The organism is Pedobacter sp. 22163, assembly GCF_052045595.1.
GTDB lineage: Bacteria > Bacteroidota > Bacteroidia > Sphingobacteriales > Sphingobacteriaceae > Pedobacter.
The window spans coordinates 84,113-109,700 of sequence record NZ_JBQEPM010000014.1; the positions used below are offsets into that span (position 1 = coordinate 84,113).

Sequence of the window (25,588 nt, forward strand, 5' to 3'; positions counted from 1 at the left end):
TATCAGGGATGGCAAGGATCTGGTTTTTAAAAGCGTTGCAGCCTGACAAGATATTACGCGTATTTTTTGGCTTCAATCAATTCATAGAATTCCGGTATTCGTTGGGCGAATGCCCTACCTGTTGTTTAAAGAAACGGGTAAAATGTGAGGGATATTTAAAGCCAAGCCTATAAGCAACCTCACTTACCGATTTGCTGAGATCAAGTATCTGTTCTTTCGCGGCATCAATCAGTTTTAAGTGTATATACTCCAGCGCAGATTTTCCTGTTTCTTTTTTTACCAGGTCGCCGAAATATTTTGGAGACAGGTTGAGCTGTGCTGCACAATAGGAAACAGAAGGCAATCCCAGCGTTTGCAGCTTTTCCGATTGGAAGTAGTCGTTCAGTAGTCCCTCAAATCCAGTCAATACATTTTTATGAACATGTTCTCTGGTAAGAAACTGCCGGTCGTAAAACCGAACAGAATAATTCAGGAACATTTCGATATTGCTAACAATCAATGTTCTGCTGTGCTTATCAATAGGGTGAGCCAATTCATACCGGATCTTATTAAAACACTCCAGCACTATTTCTCTTTCTGCATCAGATACGTGAAGTGCTTCATTAACATCATAAGAGAAAAAGCTGTATTCGTTAATGCATTTACCGAGATGGGTTCCACGGATCAGATCGGGATGAAAGAATAATCCCCAGCCTGTCGGCTGTATCATGTTTTCGCTTTCCTCAAAGCCAAATACCTGTCCGGGTGCAATAAAAAGAAGCGTTCCCTCTTCGTAATCATAGTGATTGCGGCCATATTTCATCTCGCTGCACTTCTCGTCTTTTAAAAAGATCATGTACACATCAGAAATATAACGTGCCTCTTTTACCGGCTTCGATAACGACTGATCAAGAACACTGACCAAAGGATGCAGGGTCTTCTGCCCCCGCTCGTTATTGATCTGAGCCACACTTTCAATTCTAAGGGGATTTCCCATGCTTCGGTTATTTTAAAGTGAAAATAGCTTAAGTATTTCAATAATCCCTGCAGAAGCACTAATGAACAGAAAAATTGGCAAGAGAAACAGGAATATGTATAATGATTTAATGTAAAAGTATAAAGAACTTCGCCTTGGTGATTTTATTAACGCAATATTTCAACAACTAAAAGAAGGTAAGAATGAATTGACTTTTGGATATAGCAAAATGTTATCGAAAGCAACGCCGCTCGAAATACAGGGAATGTTTAAAAGAATGAACCCCATAAAAAGAAACAACCAATATTCTGAAGTTAGCGTGTTTGAAATGAAAAATTGAGTGCCTAAAATGGTGCCAGCGGACCTCTGATGGTGCTGAAAAAGTTAGAAAGAGTTCGATAAAATCGTTTACACTATTTATTATGAAACTACAATTTTAGTCCTCGTACTAAAGATTACCTGAACATTAGCGAAAGTACCTATAAACGTAAGGTAAAAGATGGCACGTTAAAGCCTATTAAACTTCCTGGTGGCGATCGCTTTTACGCGAAAGATTTACTGGCTGCCTACCTTGAAAGCCAGCAAAAAGGGCCGTATTTAATTACCCCTGCTTTACCCGTTCTGTACCCTTTGTTGCTACCAGGTTAACCCCAGGGTTACCCCGGCGTTACCTTTTCTTTACCTAAAAGGTAAAGCCGGAGCTTGCTTTCGCAGAATGGCACCACCGCTAACGGTTATGCTGCCCTTAAGCAGGCCGCCACCCAATGTAAACAAGCTAAGGGATAATCGCAAAAGATGTCAGTCTGAGGTAGTCGAAGACCCGTTTTTCGATATGTTAAAAGCCCTTCGACTCCGCTACCATCGACATTATATTGTAAATCATTATTAATCAGCGCTTTAACGACTTTCGAATTTCCATCCAGCTGGGCCATAGCACTATATCCCCGTTCTACTTAAATCCGGCCTAACAAATTTTTCGGGCTGCACTGCCCAAGCCTAACTGCTGGCTTCAAAAGAAAACGGCGAATCCCTCATGAGTGCAGCTGAAAACTATAATACAAAATGAATAAATTTTCAGCCGGCATTTTTTGTTTCTTTTTGATGCCAAAAAGAAAGAGCTCTTCGGCGGCGGCGAGCCGAGGCAAGCCCCTGGTGTATGGAAAAGAAACAATTGTACGTCACTCATATTGATTTTTATAAGATAAATTATCCCTCAGGCTGACAACCGCAGCGCTTAACTTAATTCCATCGGGTCGCCACAAGCGCCCGGGCGTTTGCACTGCTGCCCATAAATGTTAGCGGTCCATTTTAGCTCAAAAACGGTCTTATTTAGCTCAATTTAGCTCATTTTAGCTCAAAATGAGGCGCCAGTGCTACTAAGCCGCTACGTTTGGACATGGATTTAAACATACCGGTATAAACAGAATCCTTTTTTAAACAAACATTTTTTCACTTAAAAAAACAAAAATTATGGCAACGTATTCAAAAGGCGCAAATGGCGCATTCTCGGGCATAGCAGGCCGTGTAATTGGCAGCAACTGGCGCAGCGTAGATTGCCTGAAAGGCCTGTCCAAAAAAACAGTAAAGCCAGTACCGAACCAGCTCCGGAAAGCCATCAGGTACTTTGCCGGTTGGACCAAGCGGAAAATGAAGGCTGAGTTAAAGCTATTGATGGCCTGTATCATGATAATTATGGCCTTCGGGACTTTAAAAAGTAAAAAGACACTGCATGCGGAAAATCTTCAACCGAACAGCCAATACAAGGAGCACACCCGCCAGCAAAGCTTGGCAACGGGAAATACCTTACTGATTGATACCAGTAACAGCGAATATGTGGTGCAAATTAACCCATTGGGGAAATTTTACTTGACCAGGCTTGCTAAGGAGAAAACAGTCACTGAACTGAATATTAAATGCTCCATGTAATGGCAGCTTACAGGAGCATTTACTTCACGTTTACCTATTTGCTGATTTTTTTTTTAACAGTTCTTCGTATGCAGGTTCCTCATGTTTTTCCATACCATCAGAAATTTTTATTCCGGCTTTCTCAAACTCGCTGATTAATCTTTTATCGAAATCAGCGATATATGATGCAAATGATACAGAATCTTTTTGTTCAGGAATTGTTGCAAAAGGAACATGCGGTTCTTTAAACCTGTGCAACACCGCTTGAGTGCTATCGTTGCCTTCTAAAAGAAGTGAGTCGCCGTAGTCTGTAATCTTAGCTACATAATCTTTGGTAAGGTATTTTAAGGAATCATTTTCTATTTTATAAGGAAGCTTAAACCGGCCAACTTTCTGATTATAGAAAACTACATATTGCGAATCAATATCAAATTCGCTATATCCATTCGCTTTGGAAAACCGATGCCATTTTCCGATCAGTGATTTTTTATTTCCATCTGTATTTTTAGGATTTGGCGAATGGCAGGCGGGAAGGATAAAAATGAAAAAAGCAAGGAAATAAAGTATGGATCTCATGATAACTAATGTTAAATAATATTAAAAGCATTTTTAATCCAGGTATTGATCAGAATTACCTGCAGTATATACTGCCCGGCTTGTTGCCAGGCAGTAACGTGGTTGTTATCGGTTTAAACAAGCATTTACTTTGCTGCCCAAATGGTACAGTTAATATTGCCATTCGTATTAGAACCCCATGTCTCAGCAACCATAATTGCAGGAATATTTAACTGACCAAGCGTATACCCGAAACTTTGCCATTTGTTATAGTGGTTGGCAAAAGTAATGACGCGATTTTGCCCGGTAGAAACCTTTGTAACCCTGGAGCTGTAAATCTGCCTGAAACCGTCGCCACCGTCGATATTTTTACCTGTCATCCATCGGGTCCATACATTATAACCTGCACCATCGGTTTCAAATGTTCCCAGGTAAGTGCCGCTATGAGGTGAAACCGAACCCCATGTTTCATTCACATAATACTCATAATAAGGGCTTCTGCTCCATCCGTACCAGCCAAAAGTACCACCTCCAGAGTTTGAATAAGTGCTCAGATTATACCCTATCTTATAGGTTTTTGAGCCTACTGAATAACCTTTACCACAAGTAAAATTACCGTTAAACCCGTTCCAGTTAACACTGTAATTTCCACCGGTACCATTGGCGTAATTAACTGTGCCCGTTGCACCGTCACTCTTCCAAAGCGACCAAAAGAAGCCGTTATGTGTACCCGATTGGTAAGATTCTACCGTGGCGACAGCTTTGGTAGGAGGGGGCGGAGCAGTAACTTCCCCGGGCGCGATCTTTTCATCTTTTTTACAGCCTGTTAAACATGTAGCGCTTGCAAACACTAAGGTTGCAGCCACAACAAGAGTAACCTTCCTGGTTACACTTGTAAGTGAGTTTTGTTTTTTCATATAAGATATATAATTGGTTAGGGAAGCAAAATAACCGTATTCAGATCTGGGATATGGCTAATAATCGGCAAAAATGTTATACAAATGTTCATTCGGTGCTTGTTATAATTAATTTCAAGATCATCCTTGCCATTGTAAAAGCAAATGGTGCCTATGCCATTGGCCTGTGCAACGGGCGGCGCTTAATGGCCCTTGCTGCTGAAATATCGGACAGGGTTTGCGGCCAGTATTATACGCTATGGCAAATTGGGCAATTGAAGACGGGCAAAAACGAGAAGAGCCACTTTTTAAAACGATGGAACAGTTTCCCGGTATAAGTTAATAACCTAGCATCCGCACATCATAAATCAGTCGCTACGGAATGTTGGGCTTTTTATTTTCGGATCGATTGATTGTCATTTCGATACCATAAAGAGAAGAATATACTAAAAAGTATTTTTAATTAAACTTTTTGGTATATTTTTGTGGTGTAAAATTTATTAATATGCTTACTAAAGCCGAAAGAACAAAGCAATTCATTCTGGAAACAGCAGCCCCTATCTTTAATCAGAAAGGAATATCAGGCGCTAATATAGACGATGTGCTTGCTGCTACAAAATTGACTAAAGGATGCCTTTATGGCCATTTTGAAGGTAAGGAAGACCTTGCCTTGCAAGTTGTTGATTTTATGCTGAAAACCAACGGTGAAAAAATGTTATCAACTATCGGTAAGGGTAAAACAGCTAAGGCTAAAGTGTTTGCCTTTCTCGATTTTTACAAGGATCCTTTGAATACCTATTTAGAAGGCGGGTGCCCTATATTTAATGTTGCGGTTGAATCTGATGACCATTTTCCGGCAATTAAAGAGAAAATAGCCGGTGTAATACGGCGCGGACAGGAAATATTTGTTGGTATTTTAAAACAGGGCATTAAGGACGGAGAGTTTTCTGACGAACTTGACCCTGCTGTATATGCATTTAAAGCTGTAGCTGCTGTTGAAGGTGCGGTGATTATGTGCAGGTCTATGAACACGGCAAAACCGATGGCGGGTTTGCTCAAAAACCTGAAAGCAGAATTAGAAAGTTACGCAATGTAATTTTTTTTCATTATAAATATACTAAAAGGTCTTTTTTTAATTTCTAACTATTAAAAACATAATACCGTTTTGCATTTTAAATTCAACGCAAAGCTACGTGTATAAATATACTAAAAAGTCTATAATTAAAAATATGGAATCAAAACAAAAAACGGTTTTAGTCACAGGTGCCTCATCAGGCATTGGGCTGCTTGTTGCCAGCAGGCTCCACGAAAATGGCTACAAGGTTATCGGAACCAGCCGCAACCCCGAAAAATACCAGGCAAAACTGCCATATAAGTTACTTCCATTAGACCTGAATGATGACCGTTCTATAACATCTTTTGGTCAGTTGCTCTTCAGTCAGATTAAACAGTTGGATGTGCTGGTTAACAATGCTGGTTACCTTGTAAACGGACTTGCGGAGGAAACTCCCATTGCATTAGGCAGGCAGCAGTTTGAAACCAATTTTTGGGGAACGATTAAATTAACCAACGAGTTGCTACCCTACTTAAGAAAGCAAAAATATGGGAAAATAATCACCCTCGGTTCTTTGCTGGGCTTAGTGGGGCTTCCGAATGTGTCTTATTATGCGGCTTCCAAACATGCACTCGAAGGTTATTTTAAATCGTTGCGTTTTGAGTTGAACCAGTTTAACATCAAGGTAGTAATGGTTGAGCCGATGAGTTTTAAAACCAATATCGGCGAAAGTGGAACTGTTGCTACAGGAACTATTCCTGCGTATGATACCTTCAGGCAAAAGGTAACCGCCTATACTAAAAATACATTTGATAATGCACCCGATCCTGCACCGGTTATTGCTACTTTATTGCAAACAATAAAGGAAAAGAATCCAAAGTTTAGTTATCCTGTCGGAAAAGGATCATCAGTTGTACTGCTGCTTCAGCATTTCGTTTATAAGGTTTTCGAAAAATCCATTCTGAAATCTGTAAATGCTTCAAAATAAAATCATCATTAGAAATTATAATCATGCAAATAAAAGGAAAAACCGTACTGATCACCGGTGGGGCATCAGGTATAGGGCTGGAAGCGGCAAAACAATTTTTGGCTAAAGGCGCCAGCGTAATCATTACTGGCAGAAACCAGGGAAAATTAGATGATGCCAAGAAATTATATCCGGCAATTATAGCCATTAAAAGTGATGTCTCAGAAGCCGATGATGCGCAAAAACTTTTTAACCAGGTGCAGCAATTGGGCGGCATTGATATATTGTACAACAATGCAGGTGTTTTAACTGATCCGATCAACCTTGGTATATCAAATGGGCAGCATTTTGAGGATGCGGAATATGAAATGAATGTCAATTACCTGGGGGTGATCCGGCTTAACAATCTTTTCATAGATATGCTGAAATCAAGGAAAGAAAGCGCAATCATCAACACAACCTCGTTACTTAGTTATGTTCCATCATTACTGGAAGCTACTTATTCAGCCTCTAAAGTAGCGTTGCAGTTTTACACCAGATCCCTTAGAAAACACCTTGAGATTTTGAACAGCAGCGTAAAGGTTTTTGAACTTTTACCTCCACTTGTGGCAACAGATATGACCACGGACATGAACGGGAAAAAAATGAGCGCGGCAGATATGGTGAAAGATTTTATTGCTGGCCTTCAAAAAGATAAGCTCACGATCCGTATAGGTGATACTAAAGTAGTATATATACTTAACCGGCTTTTTCCAAAAATGGTTTTTAATCTGGCTAATCCTAAGAAAAGTTATAAAGTAATATCGCAATAAAAATCACTTCATAAATTCCATCATATTGTGCTGGTGGTTAATAATATACAATAATATGAAAGCATTTATAATAGACAAATACAAAAGCAAGGAAGGCGGTAAAATTGTAGATGTACCCATTCCTGTACTGAAAGCAGATGAAGTATTGGTAGAAGTATACGCTGCTGGTGTAAACCTTCTCGATTCCAAAATAAGAAAAGGGGAATTCAAACTTTTTTTGCCTTATAAAACACCGTTTGTTTTGGGGCATGACCTGGCTGGTATAATAACTAAAGTTGGTGCGCAGGTGCGAAAGTTTCAGGTTGGAGACCATGTTTATGCCCGGCCTGCAGATCATCGCATTGGAACTTTTGCAGAATTCATTGCCGTTAATGAGGCTGATTTGGCAATAAAGCCTGCAGAACTGACCATGGAAGAAGCGGCATCTATCCCACTCGTGGGCCTCACTGCCTGGCAGGCACTCATCGAAAAAGGGAAACTGCAAAAAGGAGAGCGGGTTTTCATTCAGGCTGGCTCAGGCGGTGTGGGCACATTTGCCATTCAGTTGGCTAAATATCTGGGAGCTACTGTGGCTACCACGACAGGTACAGCCAATATCGAGTTGGTAAAAAGCCTCGGTGCAGATGTTGTTATAGACTATAGAAAGGATGACTTTGAGAAAGTTCTGAATGATTATGATCTCGTGTTAAACAGCCAGGACGGATTGACGCTTGAAAAGTCGCTACGGGTATTAAAACCAGGTGGAAAGCTCATCTCGATCTCTGGTCCTCCCGATCCGGATTTTGCGGAACAAATCGGTGCCTCCTGGTTCGTGAAACTGATTATGCGCCTGTTAAGCTCGAAGGTAAGAAAGAAAGCAAAAAGGCTGAATGTGAATTTTTCCTTTCTGTTTATGAGGGCCAGCGGATCTCAGTTGAATGAAATTACGAGGCTTATAAATGCCGGGGCTATTAAACCTGTGATAGACAAAATTTTTCCGTTTCAATCAGTCAATGAAGCAATAGCTTATGTAGAAAGTGGCCGTGCCAAAGGAAAAGTGGTAATAAAAGTTAAATAATTTAATTGTTAAAACATATAATTATGAAAAAACTAAGGATAATATTATTGCTGTGCCTTTTTGCGGCAACAAAAACTTTCGCACAAACTCCAGAAGCTGATAAAATTTTAGGCGTATGGCTGAGTGAAGATAAAACTGGTAAAATTGATATTTATAAAGCAAAAGGGAAGTATTTCGGCAAGCTGATCTGGGGTAAAACGATGTACGAACCGAATGGAATTACTTCCCGGAAAGACGTGAAAAACAAGGATGAAAAATTAAGAGGACGTAACCTTAAAGATTTAATCATGCTTTACGATTTTACCTACCATGATGGCGTGTGGGATGGTGGCGGGATTTATGATCCTTATAGTGGTAAAACATACAGCTGTACATTGAAACTAAAAGATAGTAAGCTGAATATCAGGGGTTATGTTGGTGTGTCTTTATTTGGCCGGACAAGTGTTTGGGAAAGGGTGAAGTAATGTTTAGTTAAGATGTGAATTAGTTAATATATGGGCCTATAATTTCTCTTTTTGTAGCGTTTTATTGCGCTTTGTCGTTTTTCATTAAAAACCAAATAGACGATGAAAAAAATAACACTGCTATTATTGATGGGTATTGCCCTGTTTTCGTGCGAAAAAAATAAAACTTCTGATTGTGGAGCGAAAATGTGTACTGAAGAATTTGCCTCTGTAATGTTTAAATTTGTAGACAATAAAGGTGCTGGAGCTGAAGTAAAAGATTTCAATGTAACTAACCAAAGAACAGGGGAGCGGGTAATGGCTAATTCGAGTATTTATACCAGTACCATAAAAGGCGTATTTATTATCGTTGATGATAATAATAAACTTGGTTTGTCAGAACAGGGCGATGATCTGAAAATTACGGGCACCTCTGTAGAAACCGGGCAGACTAAATCTGCCATCATTAAAGTAAGTGGGGGCAAGTGCGCTTGTCACATCAATAAAATTTCAGGACCGGAGCAGGTTGCTTTCGATTAATAAATAAGAATAAAAAAAGCTGTACCGGTTATGGGTACAGCTACATTATTAACTTACTTCAAGAAATAATTAATCCAGCAATGTCCAGGTTTTTCTGGCCTGTACCTGCTGTACAACCTGCTGTTCGGCAACCACAATATTTTCTTTGCGCTGGCCGATATATTCTAATCCACTCAATTTATTCCAAAGCGCTACCAATACATTCATAAATTCGTTGGCCATTAGCATGCTGTTGTTAATTTGTTTATGATCGTAAACCAGTTCGATGGTTTTGGCTAAAAGCTCTTCAAAGTTTCCTGGGGTTACATCTTTCCACTCGTAAAAATACTTTAACAGTTCTTCTCTTTCGCGGGGATCAATCAGTTTAATGGCTGTAAAAAAAATGTGCGCCAAACTGGAGAAATAACCCACTAAAACTGCTGGTGATTCGCGGTGTGCAATGTTTCTGTATTCGTAAAATAAACCTGCAATGTAATCTACAATTTTCTCTGAAATTAAGCGGATGTTCTTGCCTAGCGGCGTAATGTTGTCTCTTCCTCCTGTTTTGTCGATAATTTTAAAAGCCGCCAGCTGTAAATCATTTAGTAAAACACTAAAAGATTCATAATATCTAATCAGGGCTGGATGACTTGTTATGGTTGAGCTGGGCGGTATATAACTGCTGTTGATTGATAACCTGCCATTTTCGTAGTAAACCTGGCCGATGGTTAAGAAATAGCTATCTGCTGTTTGCGAACCCACCTCGCTCTCCGGTAAAACCGCAATAGCATAACTTTTGGCAAGTTCCGGGTAACGGATTGGGTTTTCTTCAGGGTTTGGTGTGCCTGTTGGTACACGGTTAAACGGACTCACCACTAATAAAATAACATAGTTACGCGGTTCCGACTGGCCAAAATAGTGGTTGTGTACCAGTGTATCCATATTATCCGATTGTACAATATCAATGTGGCAGCCTTCGGGCGTAATGGCATTACAATATCTTACCCTTACCTCGATATGGTTGGTTGCTTTTTCGATAATTTCGATATCGTGAGAACTTTTATAACCTGCAAAAGGCGGTAAAAATCCGTAATTACTGTTATTTAAATGTAGAGAGGCAGCATCGCGTACAAAGTCCTGCAAATAAAGATCACTTAATGTAAAATGATCACTGGAAAGCTTCATGCCATTAATCCAGTTAATGGATTTATATTTTAGCGGCTTTATCATGGTAGATGTTTTTAATTATAGATTAGATAAAGATAGCACTTTCTCCAACTTCATTGGGCCTGTTTGCGTTTTCAGATACCCGTTTAGCGTAAATCGTCATTTTTTCGGTAATGCCGTTTTCAATAATGTCGAGATCCGGGTCGATGAAAATATTGCGTTTAAAAAAAGAAGTTTTGATAAAGAAAATCCATTTATAATTCTCCATATCGTCGCCCCTGAACTCTACAGGGCTTTTGGCAAATTTTAAATTGTAATCATCAATAAACTTGTGGAACCAGATGCCGAAGTTCATGTTCTCTACAGCTTTTACCTTTACCTTTAGAGGTTCGGGATCGCTGCTTTTTTTGTAAAGCTCCAGCTCCAGTACCAATAAACGGTTAAAATCTACATGGTCCATGTTGATGTCCAAAGGAGTGTCAGGATATTTCCAGATCTTGTAGATTTCTGAAGGGATACCAAGCAGTGAAACATAAGCCCACCAAAAAATAAGTGGAACAAAAAAGCAGGTGATACTGCCAGCGCCAAACCACCCAAAGTTTACCGAGCTTAACCAGTTAAAGGCGAGCTGAAACAAATAAACAGCCAAAATAGCCGAAATTAAAGTGGCGAAAAAGATAAAAACCTTGCGCTCCAGTACATCTTTAGGGTAGTATTTGGTTAACAGGTAAACGAAAACCGTGCCCATTAAGAGATAAAAAATACAGCATATAATGTAGCCCCAGGGCATAAAATTAAAGTTTAGGAACCCTAAAAATCCCGGAAGGGCTAAAATAATGCCGATAAGCAGAACACTTACGATAAGTCTTTTGTTATTGAGGAACTGGTTCTTTTTGTTGATGATAGAAAGCACCGCTGTTGATACGATGAAGATCAGCGGGAACAAGAGAAAGCGGATAAAAAATGATTGAACGTCCATTAAATTTTTATAGATGAGATGTATTGCAAATATAGTATCTTTAATATTTGATTATAATCGTTATTTTTTTCGGTAATAAAAATTTAACCTATAACAAAAATGAAGCCTTAAAGTTTAATGAAAAAGGAAACTTTGATTAATAACGAACTATTTACAGATTACAAAGCCGTTGCCCACGCTGCCGACCTGATTGAGCGTAAGGTAATTGATGCCGATAGGATTGAAATTATCCCATTGGGGCCTGATAAACGTGCTTTTGCAAAAGATATTGAGGATACCACTGCTTATTATTCTGAAAAAAGAAGGCACGAACGCATCCGAATCAGCACCAACCGCGAAGGATTATATGATATGCTGCCTGAAGGGCTTTTCCACCGTCCGCCAACCGGTAGTGCGGGTATGGACGAGGAATCTATGATTAAAGATATCAGGGATAGGAGGGAGGAAGAAAAAGAAGCCAGGTTATTTTTTACACCCTTTGATGCAGAAATTAATTATGTAAGGATCATGACCGAGCTATATGAAAATATGCTCGATAAAAAAACAACCTATTCCGATTTAAGTCAGATTTTTGAATTTGGATGGGATGAATTTAATTTGCTCAATAAAGAACAGAGCATCATCTGGATGCACCTGCTACCCGAAATCCAGCAAAAGAGAAATGATATTAGTTTTGTATCAAAAGTACTTACTGCACTATTTAACCTACCACTTACCATTGTGGATGCTACAGCCAATATTGCGCCGGTAAAAATTGCTGAAGAAATGCAGATGCAGCTGGGTGGAAGTGCATTGGGGATTGATACCATCATTGGTGATAGCTTTACCCCCGAACACGAAGCTTATAATGTTAATATCGGTCCAACTTCACCACAGGAACTGGTTAAGTTTATTCCCGGACAAAAAAACAGGGCTATTTTAGATATGGCCATCAGCTATTTAATCCCTGTAGATGCAGAGGTTAACGTAGAACTCCTTACCGCACCCGATTATCAGGAAACGATATTGAGCGAGGATGGTGAAAGTGCTTATTTAGGGTATACGGTATATCTTTAAATAAACCAAGAGTTCGTCATTGCGAGAAGGCTTTTTCAGCCGACGAAGCAATCTTAAAGCGCTGGTGAGTAGCGATCGTTGTAAGATTGCTTCGTCGTTCCTCCTCGCAATGACGATGTTTTTATTGATACCTATCTTGATAACTTGTTTACAAACAGGATAATTTGCATCGAAAACCTTAAACCGCTTTATACAACACCGGCTTTAACAACATCCTATAATGCACATTCATCGTACTCCTTAAATTTAACTTCGCCAAAGTTAAACTCAACAGTTCTTCCCAATCCTGCACGCTAAGGTTAAGCTGATCTGCAGGTTCGATCAAAATATCAGTGGTTTTAATAAAGCCTGCATTTGGTTTATTATCCATTATCAAGCCTCTGGCGAGGGTAATGCCCTTTAATTTGCTGCCCAGTTCGTAACGGCAAAAATTGATCACATCAGCCTTCGTAATAATCCGGTCGGCCGTTGTTAAACCATATTTATAAGCCTGCACCCTATTGGTTGCATTCAACCTCGACCGGCCACCTTTCGTTTGGCTCAATAAAAAGATACTCTCTGCATTTACCTTATTGTTATCGTATACCACTAAACGGCTTCCGGCATTAATCTGGTTGGCCTCTTCTGCTTGTGTAACCCAGATATCGAGGAATAAAATATCCGCATCGCCAATCGGTTTCAATACAATATAGCTGGGCAGTTCTTTAATGTCTTTAAGCGCCGAGCGGCTTTTTTGTTCAATTAGCGCAATATTCTGTTCCAGGTTTTTTAGGATGGTGCTTAAAAAATCAGGTCCGTAAGCGGTAAAAGCTGCTTTCTCATCGCGTAACAATTCAAAAAGGTAGTCTACCAACTCTTTGGCATTTCTCGTATCAAAACGTTCCGTGCCTCCGTACCGGATCGAGAAAGATCCGTCTCCTTTTTCGTTCTCATTGGTGTAAGGAATCTCGTTATAACTTTTCCCTTTATTATCTTTAAGGTTTTCTACCGCAAGCATCTGATCCAATGATTCCGTTTTAATCGGTATAATATTGTTCATCGTTTTAAGCCGGTGTTTGATCTGGCTTAGCCGTTTATTTACCACCGGGAACGCATTGATATAAATATGAAGCTCGTTCAGCATTTCCTGGTTTATAGCTGCCGGAAAAATTACTTTAAGCCATTTTACCGAATTATCGATCTGGTTTAAAACAGCCGGCTGGAATAGGTTGGCAAACTCAGGAGGTAGCTCCTTGCTTTCGTCGATATTAAAATCATTAAGATCGCCCAGGGTAATAAACCTGTTGCTGTAAAACTGTAAAACATCTGCTTTGATCAGGTTAAGCAATTGTTTGTGCTGAAACGGTGCCTGTACCTTACCCGTTAAAGGCTCATCCATAAAACGTTCTGTATAGGCGGCGAGCTCGTTGTTTTTGTAGAACCATTTTCCCAGTGAGAGCAGATCGTAAGTGTTTTCGGGCACCGAATAGTTTTTCCAGTCGAAAAATAAATTCAGTTTATTAAAATCCATCCAGTCTTTAATGCCGTTAAAACCTATGTATATGGTATTTTTCTCTACAGAAGTGCCCGGCAGGGTATTGTGTATAGGCTGTTTGCCCAATTGTTCTACATTAAAAAGGGTATTTCCGGTAACGATGTATTTTATCGATGCATTATTTAATTTTACGGTATGCAGCGGGCTAAAAAAAATATCGGTTTTCTTGGCCTTATCATTTTCCTGCGGAATATTCTTTTTAAATGCAAACTGCGAATAGATTGAAAGGAAATCCTGTTGTTCAATCGGCCTGGCGTGCATAACAGCATGGGCCGGTAACGATGAAGTTAAATGATCGGGAGCTAAAATACGGCTGATCTTATCAAAAATCCTGTTCTCTAAATTTTTAACATCATTGGATACATTAAAAAGCTCGTTGCTTAACGCCTCAATAATCAGTCTAACAAGTGGATCGAAGTCGTTACTGTCTTTAATATTCCAGAAATCTTCGGCATTTTTTAAAATTCTGTTCCGGATCTCATCTTTTGATGAATAAAAAACTGGTTTCATGTGTAGAATATTTGGGGCGTTTTAGATTAAGTTGATAATGGGCTAAGAAATAAAGCGGTGTTAAAAAAATATTTTTCTCCTGTGGTTTTTATTAGTGCTCTAACACTAATATCTACCTTTTTTTTAATCTCGGTTATCTTACGTAGGGGATATACATTTTCTACCTCAGTAATGTGTACTTCTACCGCGGTATTATAAATCCTAAATTCATAGTCGGTGATGGATTTTAGCAACGATTTGCGGAATTTTTCCTCCCAAATGCTTTCGCTCACGATTAGCTCAAAGTCGAGATCCCATATCTCACAGCCAAAATCATTATGGAACCGGTGCTCCCCAAAGCGGGTAAAAATAATCAGTTCTATGTGGTTCGAAATCGATTTTCCGAGGTCAGTTGGCTGAAGGCCGCCGCCTGAGAAAACCGACCTAAATCTGAAGGGTTTGTTGTAAAAATTTTCAGACATACACGGTTTGGCTTAAAGTTTGCTAAAAGTAAAAGAAATAATATCTTTTTAATAACCAAACAACAAATATTAAAAATTGTTATAGTACAATGTTAATTTGAAAAAGTTTGTGTGATTTTAGTGTGTTTGATTGTCGGATTAATTATTATACTATTGCTATGTGAAACTATTAATGCTCTATGAAACCCATTAATGCCATCGAAATTAGGACCGCTTACACAAGGTTTATCTTAAACTTTGTATTCCTAACGCTTTTCTCTATTCTCTGTATTTATCTCTTTTTTGCCGCATCCGATTATGAGTATACCCTGCTCGATAAAAAGGTAAAGGAAACCGAAAAACTATCTTACCTAAGAAAAGATATCAATACCAATTTCGATCTTATCCTTGTGCGTTTTAAAGAACTTGCCCAATACCGCGATTACAATGCCAACGAAATGAGCAAACAGAGTATCCTTTTGGGCGATATCCAAAGCGCCAACAACAGGATTAAAGACCTTATTTCCAAAAAAACGCAAACCAGTCCGAGTTTTGATCTCTACACCAAAATAAACAATAATGTTGGTGCAATGGCCGATCTACAGGATTCGCTTATTAAATCAAGGGGCGATATCCAAAGGTATAAGGAACAGATAAACGATTGCCACCGCGCAAACCAGGCTACGGCAACCAGGATCAGAAACGGACGGTTCGGCCGATAATTAAACGATTATGATAAAATTAAGTATAAAAGAAAGACGCGAACAATTCTTGTTTTTTATAGCGCTGTTTGTTTTTACCGTGGGGCTTTTAAGTTTTGGTATTTTTTATAGCGATAAATCGCGCTACGAAATCTCCAAAGAAGAGCTGGAGGTAAAAATCAGCGAGAACGAAACATTCGAAAGCATGGTAAAAGAAACTTCGCCTACCATTGATACCACTTACAAACAGATTACCCGCTACAACCCAAATGTACAGGCGGTTTTCTTGAAAAACGATATACAGAATTCATTAGGCTCTATCAGGGCTGCGTTTGACCGTAAAGCATCAGACCAGCGTTATAAAATATTTGTTCAAACGGCACAGCTGTACGACAGGTTATTTTATGATAGGCAGGAACAGAACAGAAACATTACGGATATCGAATTGCATAAAAGACAATTGGACGATTGTATTCTCAACAGGCGGCAATTGCAGCAAACCATATCTACCAGATAAATACCTCAAAAACAACCTATAAAAAAACGCTACCTATGTCTGACACAAACACCAAGCAAGTTAATTCAAATTCGCAGGGCTATGTTATTCTCTACATCCTATTAGCTGTATTGCTCTTAACAGGTCTTATTTTCCTATTTAAAAGTTCATTGTTCGAAAAAAGGGCAATTGATGCGCGAATCTTAAAAGATGAAATTTATTTAAACGAAAGTCTGGTTTTTACCGATAATACACCAAAAGCTACGAAATGGTTATGGGAATTCGGAAACGGCGAAAAAGCCACCACAAAAACCGGTTCTTACCACTACACAAAGCCCGATACTTACATTGTGCGCTTAACCGTTGATGGCGAACTCCGTCAGGAATTTCCGGTTACTGTACGCGATACCGTTCATACACCAGTTGTAGATAGTGTATTAACCATCAGTGGACCAACGGCAGGTTTGGTTAACGAAGAAATCAGGCTTGAAGGAGATGGGGAAGGAAAAGATTTTGAATGGTCGTTCGGCGAAACCGGGCGAGTAGATGTTAAAGGAAAAACCGCTTTATACACCTACCGTGCCCCAGGCAAATATGTGGTACGCCTGCGCTCGGATAAAAGCCGTAAACCTGCTTTCCTAAACATTTTGATCACTGATCCAAATGCCGAAATCGTTGAAGATATTGTTGCCCCAGGTGATGGCGAACGTAAAACCATCGATGATATCAGGGCCCGTTTACAAGCCATTGCCAATGGTGCCGATTTTAACTCCAACTATTACTATCTCGTTAACAAATACATGTGCGGCAACGAAAAAGTAACGGTAAATGTAGAAATGAACGGTAAGAAAAAACAGACCGATATTTATTCATACTGCATGGGACTAACCTTTGGGGGAGAAATAGCCGTTGACGAGGCGCAGCTAACCATCAAGCCAAATTCTACCTGTGCCAGTTTGGTAAACATTAAGCAACATTCGGGAACGGCCCAACCTGCGGCAACAACTGCTGAAGCACCGGCCAAAACAAGATAAATTAACCGCTCACCTAATTTTAAAGCTCATCTACAGATTATGAAAAAATACTATGCCTTAACCCTCCTTTTTATAGGAATATCGTTTGCCTACGCACAATCGCCGGCATCCTTTGGCAAAAGAGTAAAATACATGCCTAAATCTTACGAAAGGCCTTCAGAAAGTATAAACGTAATGGACAATACCAGTAGCAGCAGTTTGCCATGGATTGTTTTTTCAGACCGTGAAGATAATTATACCACTACTGCACCGGGTGGAAGCCTGATTATGAAAAAAATCAGCTTTATGGAACCTTTCTATGTTTCAAAAGAGGAAAACGGCTACCTGAAACTGATTAAATACAAGGCCGGAATGATCAGGGGCAGAAAAATAAACGATAAAAAAAGTGCCATCAGTTATGGTTGGATCGCAAAATCTAAACTGCTTTTATGGCAACGCGCTTTCTCTAACCAAAAAACAGGTTATGCAGAAAAAGCCATCGGTATCGTAAACGGGAAAAATGCCTTAACCGAACCCAAGTTCTATTTCGATACTACCGATTCTATCCTGGTTTACAATACACCCGAACTTAAAGACCGACGTACAAAAGTAAGGTTGCACGAAATTGCCTATATCTACAAAAAATCAGAAGATGGCAAGAAATACCTGATAGGTGCTGATGACCAGCTGGTTGCAGATACCGCTTTAAAAAGTATTTACGGTTGGGTTTCTGCCGAAGCCGTACACAGCTGGGGCGATCGTTTGTACATTACCTCGGTTAAACCCGGCGATTACGACAGGGATGATTCTACCTCGGTAGCCATCAAAAACGGAATCGATAAAGGAACAACTTTCACTGTAGATCCATTATTGCCAAGGGAAAACCTAATCCTGCGTAGCGTACCTGTTGTTTCGAACGATGAAGGAGGTAACACGGTAGGTATCGCTGCAGATGTTTACAATAAAAAAGACAATAAAATATTAACCATTAACGGTTCTGCGCTTTCTTATCAAGACTACCTGAACCTCCGTAAAAATAAAACCAAAGTAAATGTTGTTTTTGTAGTGGACGGTGGTAGCCCAATGACCAAATATTTTTCTGGAATGACCAATACCATCGCTTCTTTCGAAAATATTATGGGCGATTTTGGTAAAGGAACAAAAGTGAACTTTGGTGGTGTAGTATACCGTGGCGAAAGTGGTTGCGCTTTAAAAGGCATTTTTGTAAGCCCGATCCAGAATGATTACAGGCAGTTGATGACTTTCCTTTCAAATCAGGCTAAAAATACCGTTAGGTGTAATGGAGAAGTAAGCGAGGAACCTGTTTTTCAGGCAATAAAAACCGGATTAGGCTTATTTAAAGCAAAAAAGAACGAAACCAATTTAATTATTTTAGTTGGCAGTACCGGAAATACGGGGGGAACCAACAATTACCTCATTAACGAATTGAGTGAGCAGGTTGCGCAGGCAGATGCCCGTATTTTAGCCTTACAGGTGTATAGCGATTTTAATCAGTCATTTAACGATTTTGTAATCCAGTCGCGTAAACTCGTTTCCGAATCGGCTATCCGCTCTGCCGAATATAGAAAAAACACCATGGTAAAAGGTGAGGGTTTAAAAAGCTTCCAGCCTTATAATACCAGTTTACAGGATTCTATCTCTTATTATTTAGATTACCCTAAAAACAGTTTAATACAGGGCGGGGTAGTTTTCCCAACAAAAGGTTCGGTAAATTCCAACCAGAGCATGACGATTGCTTTACGCCGTTTCGTAAAAGAAACCAATTCCGATATCTATAATCAGATCAGCTCGTTGGATAGTGCTTTCCGTTTAACAGGTATATCACGTAAAAACCTGACTGCCGATGTAGAAGGTTTATTGCCGGAACCCGTTGGCGCGGAAGTTGCAGACCGCATGCCGCACAATGCGTTTAAATACTATAGCACCGCAAATCTGTCGGCTGATGCAGTGAAAAATAACCCTTCAACATTACAATATGCCATCGTTTTAAATAACATGGAATACAAACAGATTGTAGATGTGTTTTCGATTATGTTGGGGCAAAATTTGCAGGCCGATCAGTCTTCTTTCAGGAGTAAACTCGTTAAAAATTATGTGAAAATGCCAAAACAGATGCTGGGTATTAAAGAGTCATCGGGCAACATAAAGCGTTTAACCTTGGCCAACTACATTAAATTGGTAACTGGTTTACCTTTAAACAACAAATTTTTAGAGAAATACACCGTTGGTGATTTAAAGAACAGTTCTAAAATGCCGCTTGAAGAGTTCGAAAGCTACATTAAATTATTAAATCAATCTGTTCAGCAGATTAAAAGGGCTACCCAGATTGAGCAGCAGTTTATTTCGAACGGCAAAACATATTACTACATCACCGAAAATAATTTTAACCCGGCAGTATTGCCTACAACCAACTAAGGGATATGGCAATTACAAATTTAAGCGAATCGGTCAAAACAGCCCTGCACATTGCACAGTCTTTAGCTAAAGAGTACAGAAACGAAGTGTTTACTGCGGCTCACCTGCTTAAAGGATTGATGCATAAAGATGTTGGCCTGCGTTCGTTCATTACCTCTATTGGTAAAGATGAAGAATATATCAGCGAATGGGCTGAAGTACGGATTGACGAACAGGCAAAATCGGCAAGTTTTACGGATACTGTAAGCGGTGCGCCAGAAATTGCGGTGATATTTGAAGAGGCCGATAATGTACGCATTAAACTGGGATTGGATTTAATTACCCCGGTATGTGTATTAACCGCATTGGCAAAACCGGGTATAGGTTTTCAGCCCGATCAGTTAAAATCGTTCCCGATTAAGGAACGCGAGATTTTGGATCTGTATGTAAAAGATGAAGAAATTTCGAGGGTGGTTTCGCCTGATAAAACAAGCGCTGGTACTGAAAACAAAAGTACTGGCAACGCCCTGTATAAATACTGTATAGATAGGTTACAGATGGTTCGCGATGGTAAAACCGACCCTATTATTGGCCGTGATAAAGAAACCAGGCAGATGATGGAAATCCTTTGCCGCCGCACCAAACCAAATGTAATCCTAACCGGTGATGCTGGCGTAGGTAAAACCGCTTTGGTTGATGGTTTTGCCATTGATATCGTGAACCAGAATGTGCCCGAGAGTTTAAAACCCGTGCAGCTTTTTGAACTCGATTTAGGTTCGTTAATTGCAGGAGCCTCTTACAAGGGAGAAATAGAAGACCGTTTAAAAAACATCATCAAAGAAATTAAGCAGTTTGAAAAGGCTGTGCTGTTTATTGATGAAATCCACACTTTATTGGATAGTAAGGGGCCGCTGGGTGCGGGTATAGGTAATTTGCTTAAACCAGAACTGGCCCGTGGCGAAATTACGGTTATCGGTGCCACAACCATCGATGAATACCGCAAAATTATTGAGCCTGAGCAGGCTTTCAGCAGGCGTTTTGAAGTGTTGCAGGTAAATGAGCCAAACGAAGAAAGCACCATTAAAATGCTGCAAAAACTGGCCATAAAATACGAAGAGCACCATACCTTAACCATCGAACCCGATGCTTTGGGCGAATGTGTGCGCCTGGCCAAACGTTACATGAAAGATAGGAGGCTCCCTGATTCTGCATTCGATCTGCTCGACCGTACAATGGCCGCCATGAAAATGATGAACGACACCTCCGATCAGGTAATCGAAAGTTTGGAAACCGATCTGGAAGCTTTAAATGCCAATACCGAAGAATCGGAAGCAGAGAAATTTGCCGATTATAAATGGCTTTTCTCTTTGCTTCAGAATAAATTAAGTCCGGTTTTACTGGGCCGCTTAACCGATGAAACACAGACCGATGCTTTCGAAACAGCCGATGAGTACCAGGGGTATATTACCAAAAGCCTGCAGGAGTTAAAAAAATATGCTGCTGAAAAAAGTGATCGCATCAACAAACAGGACATTGCTTCTATAGTGGCCTACAAAACAGGTATCCCAATGGGTAAACTGCAGGCTGGTGAAAAGGAAAAATTGCTCAATATGGAAGCTTACCTTAAAAAACGTGTGGTAGGACAAGATCAGGCTTTAAAAGCTGTTTCAGATGCTATACTCGAATCGCGCAGCGGATTGAATAAAAAAGGACAGCCAATAGGATCCTTCTTTTTACTGGGGCCAACCGGAACCGGTAAAACCGAACTGGCCAAATCAATCGCCGAATTTTTGTTCAACGATGAAAAAGCGATGATCCGTTTCGATATGTCTGAATTTAAGGAAGAGCATAGTGCCGCCTTACTTTATGGTGCGCCTCCCGGTTATGTAGGTTACGAAGAAGGCGGTTTATTGGTGAATAAAATCAGGCAACAGCCCTATTCAGTACTGCTTTTTGATGAAATTGAAAAAGCACACCCTTCCGTTTTCGATACTTTTTTACAGATCCTGGACGAAGGCCACATGCACGACCGTTTAGGAAAAGAGGGTGATTTTAGCAACTCACTGATTCTTTTTACCTCGAACATTGGTAGCGAATGGATTGCCGAACAGATTGGAAAAGGGGTAATTCCTGCTTCAAATCAGTTAATGGAGGTAATGGCCGGGCATTTCCGCCCCGAATTTTTAGCCAGGATCTCCGAAATAGTTCCTTTTGCGCCGATAAACGAAAGTAATGTGGTGCGTATTTTCGAAATCCAGTTAAGCAGTTTGGTACAATCGCTCAATAAAATGGGTATCGATTTTGAAATTGCAGAAGACGCCAAAAAAATGATCGCTTTAGATGGTTTTACACCAAAATATGGTGCAAGGCAGCTCTCTGCAGTTATCAGAAATCTTTTACGCAGGCCGATCTCGAAATACATCATTTCTGGTGAACTAAAAAAAGGATCGAAGGTTGTGGTAAGCAAACATGCTGAGGAAGATAAACTCGAATGGAGTATTATTCAGCCAGAAACCGTAACATTGGAACAAAAATTGAGTTAAAACGTTAATTATTATATTATTAGAAAAAATAATCGTAAACCTAAATCAACATACTATGTTTAATTATGAAATTGGTGGTAACGAGCGAAAAATTGACACCTCAGAAGCCTTCGCAGAAATTGCCCACAACAAAACACTTTTTGTACAGAAACTTACCGATAACGAGCCGATAAAACCCGAAAAAGTAGAGGGATTAAAAACGGTGAAAGATGTATTCGCACATTATAAACCAAATGTGAAGGTAGCTTTCGAAAAGCAGGATGGATCTACCGTTGGCGAGACAATAAACTTTAACGATCTGGGCGATTTTGGTGTAAAAAACATCATCAACCAAAGTAACTACCTTACTAATGTGAACATCGAAAGAGAAATGTCGCTTAATGTAATCAAACAGTTAAAATCGAACAAAACCTTAAAAGCTACTCTTGATGACGAAGAAACAAAGTCGGCCTTCATTAACGCTTTGAAGAACTTTGTTGACGAATTGGAGCAAAATAAATAATCTTAACGCCAAGAAAACATGTCAAATCCTCAAGAATTAAAAACCGACGAAAATACAGGCCAGGCAGGCTTTAAACCAGCTGAAGCCAAAACCTTAGAAAAAACATCACTTAAAGATAGCCTCGAAAAACTGGCCCGTGTTGGCGGTTTTGATCTGTTGGAAGCCACTGTTGATGGTCTGCAGAATTTAAACCCTGAACGTAAAGCCCGTAAACAGATCTTTTTAACCGGTGATGAGAAAAAGAAAGAACGCGAAGAACTGAAAAAGAAAATCCAGCTTTGGATCGATGTACTTGAATCTTCTACTTCAGTTGCCGATATGGTAGAAAAAAGTACCCAAAAACTGAATGCTGCCGAAGAAAACCTGAATAAAAACATCGGTACCGCATTAGAAAGTACAAGAGAGTTGGAGCAGGCATACCGTTCGGTACATTTATTCTATAAAAATACCGAATCTGACAAACTTAAAAATGTGGTGCTGTTAAATGCATCAATGGATCAGATCAAAGATCTTGATAATCCACGTTTTATCGAATACGTAGATGATGAGCTAAAACAGAATTATGACCGTTTGGATCTTCGTAATAACTACTCGTTAATGGTTGTGCCTGGCTACATGGGCTCTAATAAAGTGTTAGAGAGATGGGGTAAAATTGCGCATAACAACAAAGCCATGCTGGTAACCGATTTTGCCGATCTTGATCAGCCGGATGATGTACTTGATTTATTTACCGCAGCAAACTTTACCGGAGGTGATGCATTCAGATCGAATGTAATTATGACCTGTAACTGGTTGGTTGGCCGCGGTAAAGTTGCAGAAGTGGGTGAGGAAGACGATTTAACCGTACCCGGATCAGCAGCACTTGCAGGTAAAATGTATTACACTTTAATGTCGCAGGTTACTGCAGGTAAAAAACATGGTGCTATAAATGAGGTAGATGGTGTAAAATTCGATTTAAAGAAAAGTGAAATCTCTCATTTAGAAAGAGTAGGCTTGGTGCCAATGGTTAACGAATATGGTAAAGTAATGGCTTTCTCTGCTAAAACCTTATTTAATGGCGATAACATCGGTTTACAAACATATTCTGTTGTACGTGTATTCGATTATATTACCAAAGTATTATTCGATTTCCTGAACAGAAGGGCTTTCGAAAACTGGACTTCTAAAACGGAACAGGATCTGCGTGGCCAGATTGTTAAATTCTTGGATGGTATCCAGGGCGCCGACCGTTTAATCGAGCGATTTAAGATTATGCGTTTCGAGAGAGATGAACAACAGAAAGACAGGATCCACCTGGATATCCACATCACACCATATTTTCCGGCTAAAAGTTTTGTGGTAAAACTGGATGGACACAAAGGTGAAGATGAAAATACCACATGGAGTTCAGAATATAATCAGCAATAGTTTTTGATAGCTGAAAATAAAAACCCAACCTCAGCGTTGGGTTTTTTTATGGGTTATGCATAACACTTAACAAATTCTTTATAATTTTGTAATGCATCGGCCTGATCAGATTAATCAAAAAAAATGAAGCAAGTACTTCTCCTCAATGGAGATATTGAAAAAAACGCATCTACAAGTTTCCTGATTAATGCCTATAAGCAAGGGGCAGAAAGTGTTGGTGCTACCGTTAGGGAGTTGGCCATTATCGATCTGATATTCAATTCGAACAAGCTGTTTAACAACAGACAGATTGCCGAGTTAGAGCCCGACCTGCAAAAAGCTTTAACTGCCATTAGGCAGAGTAACCATGTGGTGCTTTTTTGTCCCGTATACGTTGATCATATCCCGGCAAAAGTTAAAGGTTTTTTCGATCGTCTTTTTATGCCCGATCAGATTTTTACAACCCAACAGCAGAATGTAAACAACAATTTTAGCGGCAGGTCGGCCAGGATTGTATCAATTTTGGATGAGGCAACCTTTAAAGAGTGGAAAGCTAATAAGAAAACTACTTATTTATCCATTAAAAAAATAGTGTTCGAAAAATGTAAGATGAGCCCTGTATTAACCAATACCATTGGCGAACTGCATTCGCTCGAGAACCACTATAGCCAAAAATGGCTGGCCAAAATGGAAAAATTCGGCTCACAGCTCATTTAAATTTCGCCATTTATGCCGCCATGGTTTGTATCTTACAGACCATCACATTTACTTTAGTGATACGCTGTCCTAAAACACGACACTTTGTGTACAATCGCTACGGTTTTGTAGCGCAATCACTTACCCTAATGTATTTGTAACACTAAAAATATCTTAAAACTTTTCCACACGTTTTCCACAATAATAACTCGTTTAACTAATCGTTTAGTGCGTTTTCAGGATTTTATCTTGATTTCAAAAATAAGATTATTCGCTATAGATGAGCAATATAAAGTGTAATTGGCCTGATCTTTGGTTATGCTGATACTGTAGCGGAGGCTACACTAAATCAAATTTTTTTAACCTTTAAATTTTAAAACTATGGCTTTCAAAGCTAGATTAAATTTTTCAGGCAAGGAGTACGATGTGCTTCATTGTGCCTATGCGTTAAACCGTGATGTAGATGCTAAGGGAAGACCTTCTTCCGGAGTTTACGGCGGTACCATCGATATTGAGATCGAGTCAACCGAAGACACCTCAATAATCGAGGCGATGGTAAACAACCAGTACAAACCTATTACAGGAACGCTTCTGATCAAGAAAACAGAGGAAGATGCCAAAATGAAAGAAGTTAACTTCGAGGATGGCTACATTGTTAAATATTCCGAAGGGATCAACATTGTGGGCGATCACCCGATGACGCTCAAATTCCAGATTTCAGCCAGGAAGCTTAAATTGGGCAACGCCGAGCACCTTAACGATTGGCCAAAAGCCTAAGGGTTGAGGGCAGAAAGGTTGAAGGTGTAAGGTTTAGGGTTTAAGGTATTTAAACGCTAAGCGCCATGCGCCAAACCCCATGCTCACCGCAATTCATTCATTTTTCAAAACATTAAAATTTACTACAATGGCATTCAAAACCCGTTTAAACTTAGGATCAAAAGAATTTGATGTACTACAGTGCAGCTTTTCATTAAATAGAGATGTTGA

26 protein-coding genes are annotated in these 25,588 nt (G+C 39.6%); 19 read left to right on the forward strand and 7 right to left on the reverse strand.

Annotated elements, in window-relative coordinates:
- Window positions 1–76: 76 nt before the first annotated feature.
- Window positions 77–976: a helix-turn-helix domain-containing protein gene (locus ACTJKN_RS25885; RefSeq protein WP_440828511.1), complete on the reverse strand. Its 900-nt coding sequence runs from the start codon at window positions 974–976 to the stop codon at window positions 77–79.
- A gap of 444 nt (window positions 977–1,420) precedes the next feature.
- Between ACTJKN_RS25885 and ACTJKN_RS25890 the strand changes: the two genes are divergently transcribed.
- Together ACTJKN_RS25890 and ACTJKN_RS25895 are read left to right on the forward strand one after the other, a co-directional pair.
- Complete coding sequence (locus ACTJKN_RS25890; RefSeq protein WP_440828535.1) at window positions 1,421–1,603, forward strand: hypothetical protein; 183 nt, start codon at window positions 1,421–1,423, stop codon at window positions 1,601–1,603.
- A gap of 822 nt (window positions 1,604–2,425) precedes the next feature.
- A complete protein-coding gene (locus ACTJKN_RS25895) occupies window positions 2,426–2,881 on the forward strand; it encodes a hypothetical protein (RefSeq protein WP_440828512.1) in 456 nt (151 codons plus the stop codon).
- A gap of 30 nt (window positions 2,882–2,911) precedes the next feature.
- On the opposite strand, the gene ACTJKN_RS25900 is transcribed toward ACTJKN_RS25895, so the two are convergent.
- Together ACTJKN_RS25900 and ACTJKN_RS25905 are read right to left on the reverse strand one after the other, a co-directional pair.
- Complete coding sequence (locus tag ACTJKN_RS25900) at window positions 2,912–3,436, reverse strand: hypothetical protein (protein ID WP_440828513.1); 525 nt, start codon at window positions 3,434–3,436, stop codon at window positions 2,912–2,914.
- A gap of 125 nt (window positions 3,437–3,561) precedes the next feature.
- Window positions 3,562–4,332, reverse strand: a complete 771-nt coding sequence (locus ACTJKN_RS25905) for a glycoside hydrolase family 11 protein (RefSeq protein WP_440828514.1) — start codon at window positions 4,330–4,332, stop codon at window positions 3,562–3,564.
- Between the two features lie 95 nt (window positions 4,333–4,427).
- Here ACTJKN_RS25905 and ACTJKN_RS25910 point away from each other — a divergent pair, with 95 nt between their 5' ends.
- The 7 genes from ACTJKN_RS25910 (at window position 4,428) to ACTJKN_RS25940 (ending at window position 9,184) form a co-directional block, all read left to right on the forward strand.
- Window positions 4,428–4,649: a hypothetical protein gene (locus ACTJKN_RS25910; protein ID WP_440828515.1), complete on the forward strand. Its 222-nt coding sequence runs from the start codon at window positions 4,428–4,430 to the stop codon at window positions 4,647–4,649.
- Window positions 4,650–4,816: 167 nt separating this feature from the next.
- Entirely contained in the window at window positions 4,817–5,407 is a 591-nt protein-coding gene (locus ACTJKN_RS25915; protein WP_440828516.1) for a TetR/AcrR family transcriptional regulator, read from the forward strand.
- A gap of 133 nt (window positions 5,408–5,540) precedes the next feature.
- Window positions 5,541–6,353, forward strand: coding sequence for an SDR family NAD(P)-dependent oxidoreductase (locus ACTJKN_RS25920; RefSeq protein ID WP_440828517.1), 813 nt, complete (start codon window positions 5,541–5,543; stop codon window positions 6,351–6,353).
- Between the two features lie 23 nt (window positions 6,354–6,376).
- On the forward strand, window positions 6,377–7,144 hold the full coding sequence (locus tag ACTJKN_RS25925) for an SDR family oxidoreductase (RefSeq protein ID WP_440828518.1): 768 nt from the start codon (window positions 6,377–6,379) through the stop codon (window positions 7,142–7,144).
- Window positions 7,145–7,199: 55 nt separating this feature from the next.
- Window positions 7,200–8,201 (forward strand): NADP-dependent oxidoreductase, encoded by a 1,002-nt coding sequence (locus ACTJKN_RS25930; protein ID WP_440828519.1) that lies wholly within the window; start codon window positions 7,200–7,202, stop codon window positions 8,199–8,201.
- A 23-nt stretch (window positions 8,202–8,224) separates the two neighbouring features.
- Window positions 8,225–8,665 carry a DUF2147 domain-containing protein gene (locus ACTJKN_RS25935; RefSeq protein ID WP_440828520.1) on the forward strand — a complete coding sequence of 147 codons (441 nt, stop codon included), beginning with the start codon at window positions 8,225–8,227 and terminating at the stop codon, window positions 8,663–8,665.
- 102 nt (window positions 8,666–8,767) lie between these two features.
- Window positions 8,768–9,184, forward strand: coding sequence for a hypothetical protein (locus ACTJKN_RS25940; protein WP_440828521.1), 417 nt, complete (start codon window positions 8,768–8,770; stop codon window positions 9,182–9,184).
- A gap of 69 nt (window positions 9,185–9,253) precedes the next feature.
- On the opposite strand, the gene ACTJKN_RS25945 is transcribed toward ACTJKN_RS25940, so the two are convergent.
- Both ACTJKN_RS25945 and ACTJKN_RS25950 read right to left on the reverse strand, forming a co-directional pair.
- Window positions 9,254–10,393, reverse strand: coding sequence for a hypothetical protein (locus ACTJKN_RS25945; protein WP_440828522.1), 1,140 nt, complete (start codon window positions 10,391–10,393; stop codon window positions 9,254–9,256).
- Between the two features lie 22 nt (window positions 10,394–10,415).
- Window positions 10,416–11,309 carry a TssN family type VI secretion system protein gene (locus ACTJKN_RS25950; protein ID WP_440828523.1) on the reverse strand — a complete coding sequence of 298 codons (894 nt, stop codon included), beginning with the start codon at window positions 11,307–11,309 and terminating at the stop codon, window positions 10,416–10,418.
- A 117-nt stretch (window positions 11,310–11,426) separates the two neighbouring features.
- Here ACTJKN_RS25950 and ACTJKN_RS25955 point away from each other — a divergent pair, with 117 nt between their 5' ends.
- Window positions 11,427–12,365 (forward strand): type VI secretion system baseplate subunit TssG, encoded by a 939-nt coding sequence (locus ACTJKN_RS25955; RefSeq protein WP_440828524.1) that lies wholly within the window; start codon window positions 11,427–11,429, stop codon window positions 12,363–12,365.
- Between the two features lie 178 nt (window positions 12,366–12,543).
- Here the strand turns inward: ACTJKN_RS25955 and ACTJKN_RS25960 are convergent, their stop codons facing one another.
- Both ACTJKN_RS25960 and ACTJKN_RS25965 read right to left on the reverse strand, forming a co-directional pair.
- A complete protein-coding gene (locus ACTJKN_RS25960; RefSeq protein WP_440828525.1) occupies window positions 12,544–14,409 on the reverse strand; it encodes a type VI secretion system baseplate subunit TssF in 1,866 nt (621 codons plus the stop codon).
- Between the two features lie 26 nt (window positions 14,410–14,435).
- The gene (locus ACTJKN_RS25965) at window positions 14,436–14,870 is read right to left on the reverse strand and encodes a GPW/gp25 family protein (RefSeq protein WP_440828526.1); all 435 of its coding nucleotides are present in this window, start codon (window positions 14,868–14,870) and stop codon (window positions 14,436–14,438) included.
- A gap of 179 nt (window positions 14,871–15,049) precedes the next feature.
- On the opposite strand from ACTJKN_RS25965, the gene tssO reads away from it, so the two are divergent.
- The 9 genes from tssO (at window position 15,050) to tssD (ending at window position 25,378) form a co-directional block, all read left to right on the forward strand.
- Window positions 15,050–15,571, forward strand: coding sequence for a type VI secretion system TssO (gene tssO / locus ACTJKN_RS25970; protein ID WP_440828527.1), 522 nt, complete (start codon window positions 15,050–15,052; stop codon window positions 15,569–15,571).
- Window positions 15,572–15,581: 10 nt separating this feature from the next.
- Complete coding sequence (locus ACTJKN_RS25975; protein ID WP_440828528.1) at window positions 15,582–16,067, forward strand: type VI secretion system transmembrane protein TssO; 486 nt, start codon at window positions 15,582–15,584, stop codon at window positions 16,065–16,067.
- Window positions 16,068–16,102: 35 nt separating this feature from the next.
- Window positions 16,103–17,080 carry a PKD domain-containing protein gene (locus ACTJKN_RS25980; protein WP_440828529.1) on the forward strand — a complete coding sequence of 326 codons (978 nt, stop codon included), beginning with the start codon at window positions 16,103–16,105 and terminating at the stop codon, window positions 17,078–17,080.
- A gap of 39 nt (window positions 17,081–17,119) precedes the next feature.
- Window positions 17,120–19,495: a type VI secretion system protein TssR domain-containing protein gene (gene tssR / locus ACTJKN_RS25985; protein ID WP_440828530.1), complete on the forward strand. Its 2,376-nt coding sequence runs from the start codon at window positions 17,120–17,122 to the stop codon at window positions 19,493–19,495.
- 5 nt (window positions 19,496–19,500) lie between these two features.
- A complete protein-coding gene (locus ACTJKN_RS25990; protein WP_440828531.1) occupies window positions 19,501–22,017 on the forward strand; it encodes an ATP-dependent Clp protease ATP-binding subunit in 2,517 nt (838 codons plus the stop codon).
- Between the two features lie 55 nt (window positions 22,018–22,072).
- The gene (locus ACTJKN_RS25995; protein WP_440828532.1) at window positions 22,073–22,519 is read left to right on the forward strand and encodes a hypothetical protein; all 447 of its coding nucleotides are present in this window, start codon (window positions 22,073–22,075) and stop codon (window positions 22,517–22,519) included.
- A gap of 18 nt (window positions 22,520–22,537) precedes the next feature.
- Window positions 22,538–23,926, forward strand: coding sequence for a DUF5458 family protein (locus tag ACTJKN_RS26000; RefSeq protein WP_440828533.1), 1,389 nt, complete (start codon window positions 22,538–22,540; stop codon window positions 23,924–23,926).
- A gap of 123 nt (window positions 23,927–24,049) precedes the next feature.
- On the forward strand, window positions 24,050–24,622 hold the full coding sequence (locus ACTJKN_RS26005) for an NAD(P)H-dependent oxidoreductase (RefSeq protein ID WP_440828534.1): 573 nt from the start codon (window positions 24,050–24,052) through the stop codon (window positions 24,620–24,622).
- A gap of 360 nt (window positions 24,623–24,982) precedes the next feature.
- Window positions 24,983–25,378 carry a type VI secretion system tube protein TssD gene (gene tssD / locus ACTJKN_RS26010; protein ID WP_025141859.1) on the forward strand — a complete coding sequence of 132 codons (396 nt, stop codon included), beginning with the start codon at window positions 24,983–24,985 and terminating at the stop codon, window positions 25,376–25,378.
- The last annotated feature ends 210 nt before the right edge of the window (window positions 25,379–25,588 follow it).

What these genes read in the sequence shown, in the direction of transcription:
- ACTJKN_RS25885 (WP_440828511.1), bottom strand. Translation starts at nt 976, where the DNA reads ATGGGAAATCCCCTTAGAATTGAAAGTGTGGCTCAGATCAATAACGAG.
- ACTJKN_RS25895 (WP_440828512.1), top strand. Translation starts at nt 2,426, where the DNA reads ATGGCAACGTATTCAAAAGGCGCAAATGGCGCATTCTCGGGCATAGCA.
- ACTJKN_RS25900 (WP_440828513.1), bottom strand. Translation starts at nt 3,436, where the DNA reads ATGAGATCCATACTTTATTTCCTTGCTTTTTTCATTTTTATCCTTCCC.
- ACTJKN_RS25905 (WP_440828514.1), bottom strand. Translation starts at nt 4,332, where the DNA reads ATGAAAAAACAAAACTCACTTACAAGTGTAACCAGGAAGGTTACTCTT.
- ACTJKN_RS25915 (WP_440828516.1), top strand. Translation starts at nt 4,817, where the DNA reads ATGCTTACTAAAGCCGAAAGAACAAAGCAATTCATTCTGGAAACAGCA.
- ACTJKN_RS25920 (WP_440828517.1), top strand. Translation starts at nt 5,541, where the DNA reads ATGGAATCAAAACAAAAAACGGTTTTAGTCACAGGTGCCTCATCAGGC.
- ACTJKN_RS25925 (WP_440828518.1), top strand. Translation starts at nt 6,377, where the DNA reads ATGCAAATAAAAGGAAAAACCGTACTGATCACCGGTGGGGCATCAGGT.
- ACTJKN_RS25930 (WP_440828519.1), top strand. Translation starts at nt 7,200, where the DNA reads ATGAAAGCATTTATAATAGACAAATACAAAAGCAAGGAAGGCGGTAAA.
- ACTJKN_RS25935 (WP_440828520.1), top strand. Translation starts at nt 8,225, where the DNA reads ATGAAAAAACTAAGGATAATATTATTGCTGTGCCTTTTTGCGGCAACA.
- ACTJKN_RS25940 (WP_440828521.1), top strand. Translation starts at nt 8,768, where the DNA reads ATGAAAAAAATAACACTGCTATTATTGATGGGTATTGCCCTGTTTTCG.
- ACTJKN_RS25945 (WP_440828522.1), bottom strand. Translation starts at nt 10,393, where the DNA reads ATGATAAAGCCGCTAAAATATAAATCCATTAACTGGATTAATGGCATG.
- ACTJKN_RS25950 (WP_440828523.1), bottom strand. Translation starts at nt 11,309, where the DNA reads ATGGACGTTCAATCATTTTTTATCCGCTTTCTCTTGTTCCCGCTGATC.
- ACTJKN_RS25955 (WP_440828524.1), top strand. Translation starts at nt 11,427, where the DNA reads ATGAAAAAGGAAACTTTGATTAATAACGAACTATTTACAGATTACAAA.
- ACTJKN_RS25960 (WP_440828525.1), bottom strand. Translation starts at nt 14,409, where the DNA reads ATGAAACCAGTTTTTTATTCATCAAAAGATGAGATCCGGAACAGAATT.
- ACTJKN_RS25965 (WP_440828526.1), bottom strand. Translation starts at nt 14,870, where the DNA reads ATGTCTGAAAATTTTTACAACAAACCCTTCAGATTTAGGTCGGTTTTC.
- tssO (WP_440828527.1), top strand. Translation starts at nt 15,050, where the DNA reads ATGAAACCCATTAATGCCATCGAAATTAGGACCGCTTACACAAGGTTT.
- ACTJKN_RS25975 (WP_440828528.1), top strand. Translation starts at nt 15,582, where the DNA reads ATGATAAAATTAAGTATAAAAGAAAGACGCGAACAATTCTTGTTTTTT.
- ACTJKN_RS25980 (WP_440828529.1), top strand. Translation starts at nt 16,103, where the DNA reads ATGTCTGACACAAACACCAAGCAAGTTAATTCAAATTCGCAGGGCTAT.
- tssR (WP_440828530.1), top strand. Translation starts at nt 17,120, where the DNA reads ATGAAAAAATACTATGCCTTAACCCTCCTTTTTATAGGAATATCGTTT.
- ACTJKN_RS25990 (WP_440828531.1), top strand. Translation starts at nt 19,501, where the DNA reads ATGGCAATTACAAATTTAAGCGAATCGGTCAAAACAGCCCTGCACATT.
- ACTJKN_RS25995 (WP_440828532.1), top strand. Translation starts at nt 22,073, where the DNA reads ATGTTTAATTATGAAATTGGTGGTAACGAGCGAAAAATTGACACCTCA.
- ACTJKN_RS26000 (WP_440828533.1), top strand. Translation starts at nt 22,538, where the DNA reads ATGTCAAATCCTCAAGAATTAAAAACCGACGAAAATACAGGCCAGGCA.
- ACTJKN_RS26005 (WP_440828534.1), top strand. Translation starts at nt 24,050, where the DNA reads ATGAAGCAAGTACTTCTCCTCAATGGAGATATTGAAAAAAACGCATCT.
- tssD (WP_025141859.1), top strand. Translation starts at nt 24,983, where the DNA reads ATGGCTTTCAAAGCTAGATTAAATTTTTCAGGCAAGGAGTACGATGTG.